Annotated in this window: 2 protein-coding genes; both read right to left on the reverse strand. The window is 54.3% G+C overall.

Translation table 11 applies throughout. The features are described from left to right. The coding region (locus V6D20_20185; protein ID HEY9818098.1) for an ATP-binding protein at positions 1 to 1,648 on the reverse strand (1,648 nt) is incomplete at its 3' end. 5 nt (positions 1,649 to 1,653) lie between these two features. Then, on the reverse strand, positions 1,654 to 3,345 hold the full coding sequence (locus V6D20_20190) for a hypothetical protein (protein HEY9818099.1): 1,692 nt from the start codon (positions 3,343 to 3,345) through the stop codon (positions 1,654 to 1,656). Positions 3,346 to 3,964 lie beyond the last annotated feature (619 nt).

The raw sequence follows: 3,964 nt of genomic DNA on the forward strand, positions 1-3,964 counted from the left end.
TGGAACTACGCACATCGGTGCGGGCCGTCAGCAGAGAGTCGCCCTCATCCAGCAGCAGCATAATGTCCTGTTCCTCCGCCCGCGCAAAGAGGCGGCTGAGGTTGCGCTCCGTTTCGCCGATATATTTGCTGACCACAGCCGATAGATCCACCCGGTACAAATCCAAGCCCAGCTCCGCTGCAATAATGCGTGCCGCCAGGGTTTTGCCGGTACCACTACAGCCCCCAAATAGCGCTCGCACCCCCCGACTGGCTCCCGTAAAGCCCCGTCCCAACTCCGATAGCAGCGTTTCTCGATGGCGACAGCGACGAATGAGGGTCTCTAGTTCGGCACGAGTGCTGTCTGAGACAATGAGTGTGTCCCAGGTGCAGTCTGCCGTGATCCGGGTGGCGAGGTTTTCCAGGGTCTGCTGGTTGAGGGACGAACAGGCGGTTTGCACATCCTCCAAGGCAACGTGGTTGTGCTCATTGAGCGCAGCATAGGCATGGGCCAAGCGTCCCACCTGCTCCACAGCTCCCAGGGTGAGATGATAGCGCTGACTGGCCTGCTCGACCACAGCCCGAGTCCCATTAACGCTGGGGTCGAGCACCGTCTCCCACTGCTGCTGACGGGCAGCGCGGCTGGGGGCAGGAACCTGTAGGGTCAGGCATCCCTCCGCTTGGGGGCCGCTGAGGCTACCTTCCCGGTTGAGCAGGATGGCAAACAACCCGTCATAGCCAGCCAGGTTCGGCAGGCTGAGGGTTTCACCGGGAGCCAGTTCTAGGTCAATCACGGGAATGGCCCGCTGCAAAACGGCCAGGGCTCCAGCTAAACGGCACAGGTCAGGAAGGTTGGCTAGGGAGGGACGCTTGAGGTGCAGAATACCGGCATGGCAGGCATGGGCCACGGCGGCGATCGCCCTCAATCGTCCGGTGCCACGCATTCCTCGCAAGATCACCCCTCGGGCAAGATGGCGATCGACTAAATCCGGTAGGCGGGCGAGGCGATCGAGCAGATCCTTGGGAAGCAGGCCGGTTAACTGATCCAAACCCGTGAGGGTCTGGGGAGGATAGTAGGCCAAGGCGTCTGTCGATAGGGAAAGCGACAAACCGCAGAGGGTATCCCAGACTTGGCTAGGCACAGTGAGCACTTGGGCAGCGCGGGGGCGATCGCTTTGATGGCGAGTCACCAGGCCACGTTGCTCCAACTCCTGAACCAGCACCCAGGCGGGGAGCGGGTCATTCAGGGCATTAAAGCGTAGGAGATCATCCAGCAGCCCAATCGTCAGCCGCTGTTCTTCTGGAAACGGATGCAATACGCTGTATAGCGTGCCAAACCGAGCATCCACCTCCACCAATCCTGCCAGGAGGAGCGCTTGCAGGTGGGCAGACCTGAGGCCAGCCTGCCGCAGGCGGACAAGGGGCAGATCGGACTTTACATCCATCTGCTGATCGGCTGTATCCACCTGCCGTTGAAGAGCCTGGTCTACCTCCCTCAGAGAGGAGCGATCGCCAACCTGCTGCAGGATAGGGCGTAGGTACGCTTGCAGAAAGTGATACTGCTCCAGCACCTCCGGCCCGCCCACAGCACAAAGATGCGCCGCTACATGAACTATGCTGCGCTGGAGCCATTGGTGTAGATGAGTTTGGGCACTAGGGGTTGAAACCATAGGACTTACTCATAGTGAAATGCGATCGCCCGCGCCAATTCCGGCACCCATCCCGGATCTTGATCCAAACCAGCCATGCGTAGATCTAGACGAATTTGATCTAACGAAAACACCACATCGATATGGGTACGAGTTAGATAAAGTATGGCGGGTTCCAGAATATAATCGGCTATGGCAGCAGGTTGCTCTAACCGTCCCTCTAGATAGGTCAGTGTCTGCCTATGAATGGCTGCTTGCCAGGACTGCAACAGGTTCGCGGGTGGAGGTTCGCCAGCGATCGCTGCCAGGAGCTCCCAAGTCGGATCAGGCGGGTAGTCGGGTCGTAAAACCTGAGCGAGGGCCAGCAACTGATGCCAAGGGGTGAAGAGGGGCGATCGCCCTGGCCAATCCAGCGCCACTAAGAGATTTACCAGATACCAAAGTCCGCCTAGGGCTGTTGAAATACCTCGCTCGGCTGCTAGAGCGGCATCAGATAAGAATAGATGAGTCTGGCCGAGGTGAGGGTTGGAAATCTCAGACGTCGAATCAAGATTTGCATCGAGATTTGAATCTTGATATAGAGCAGTACTAGACTGCGTTGGTTTGATAGACAGGATCGGAGGATCGTTATCTCTCCCAACATCAACATTGGGGGTAGGATCTAAATCGATAGCATCGTGGTTGCCTGTTATCGGAGAACTTGGTGGTCGGTTGCCCCTAGAGAAATCCGATGTATCAGCAGTCTGAGTCGGTATTTCTAAGATAGGTAATGTCTCAGATGAACTCTGCTCTTCTAGGGACGGGTGAGCAAATGCAGTCGGTTGCGTAGGATCAGACTCCAACCTTGTTTCTAACCCAGAAGATTCGTGTATGGCTTCATGATCTTGGGGCGGCGATCGCAGTGTATCCGTCGTCTGGGAGCGATTCTCGATCAGTCGCATCGCTGTCTTTTTCAATGATGGTTGTGTAGACATTTCTGAAGATGGATCAGCATGTCCAGTCGAAACATCAGCTCTTCGCAGGATTTGAGCCGTATGGGGAAGCGTCAGGCAAACCGCCAACAAGGCTTGATTGTCTTGAGGTAAGCGATGCAGAATCGCCTGGATCCTTGATGATACAGAAAGCTGAAGGACATCAAGATCCTGAGATATTATCTGAGGCAGAGAGCACTGATAGACTTGGGCAAGCTGGTCTATCAGTTGTCTGGCTTGGGACGATGACAGTTTCGTTAAGATAGCTGTAAAAACAGAACGATCTAGGTCAAACAGCAGCGGCATCATGGCTGGCAGCCACTGGATCGACTCGCGCCATCGATCAGCGATCGCTTCTGTCCCAGAGCGATGCATAGAACGACGCAGCGCTGTTGTCCACCACCAGCGATCGCCGGCTACCCCCAAACCTAGATCTCGCGATAGGCAAGCTAACCATTCCGCCTCGTCCACAAACCAAACGCTATTGGCGTGGGCCGGGATAGGCGATCGCGCGGGACGCAGGGCCTTGCGCCAGCAGTCGTTCAGCGCTTGTTGGGTAGCCCGCTGCCAACCGTGACACCCTTGCCACCGGTTAGCCGCTAATAGACTGCCAGGAGCGGGGTCAGGGAGCGATCGCACCACCAAGATGGCATGAGGGGGCATCGTCAACGATAGGGAAACGTTGTCCAGAATCTTTCTGAGGTGTTGCTGTTGGGTCTGACGCTGGGTAAGATTAGCTGTCGGCATCAAAGACAGCTTGACCCGATTGACCGTAAGTGAAGGTAAGATAGAAGGATTCATACGATAGCAACTGATAAATGGATTCAGGTGCCGGGCTCAACCTGTTGAAGAACAGATGATAGCGTTAGACATATCGCCGTGGTCAACCTGGTTGAGATATGTGCTACCGGATTTAACATTTTAACTAGCAGGCTGTGCTAAGCATAGCCACAACATAATCAAAGCCTTGCAAAACAGTATTTTTTAGATCTACTAATTAGCCCCCAAAGAGTTTCATCAACCCAAGTTCAAGCAGCATTAGATCCTACAATTGGAGACACACTTATTTAAATCAATTTAGGGGAGCAGTCTTCCACTCCCCCTTTAATTCCAGATACGGGATTCGAACCCTTCGATATAGGCCACGCCAGCAAACTTTCCTGTTTCTCGAGCGCACTTCTTCAATGATTACCCAAGTCTCCTGAGGGCTTCCTCAGATATCTCAAGCACATCGTTCCATGGCGTCTCAAGTCTCACTACTTGTCCAACTAAACGTTAAGCGTCAACCGTCTTATACCATTAAGAAGCATCTGTACTTTTAAGTTATCAAAAAAGACTAGAAAGCAACAGGCTTATTAACCAAAAT

It is taken from the genome of Candidatus Obscuribacterales bacterium (genome assembly GCA_036703605.1).
GTDB lineage: Bacteria > Cyanobacteriota > Cyanobacteriia > RECH01 > RECH01 > RECH01.

What these genes read in the sequence shown, in the direction of transcription:
- V6D20_20190 (HEY9818099.1), bottom strand. Translation starts at nt 3,345, where the DNA reads ATGCCGACAGCTAATCTTACCCAGCGTCAGACCCAACAGCAACACCTC.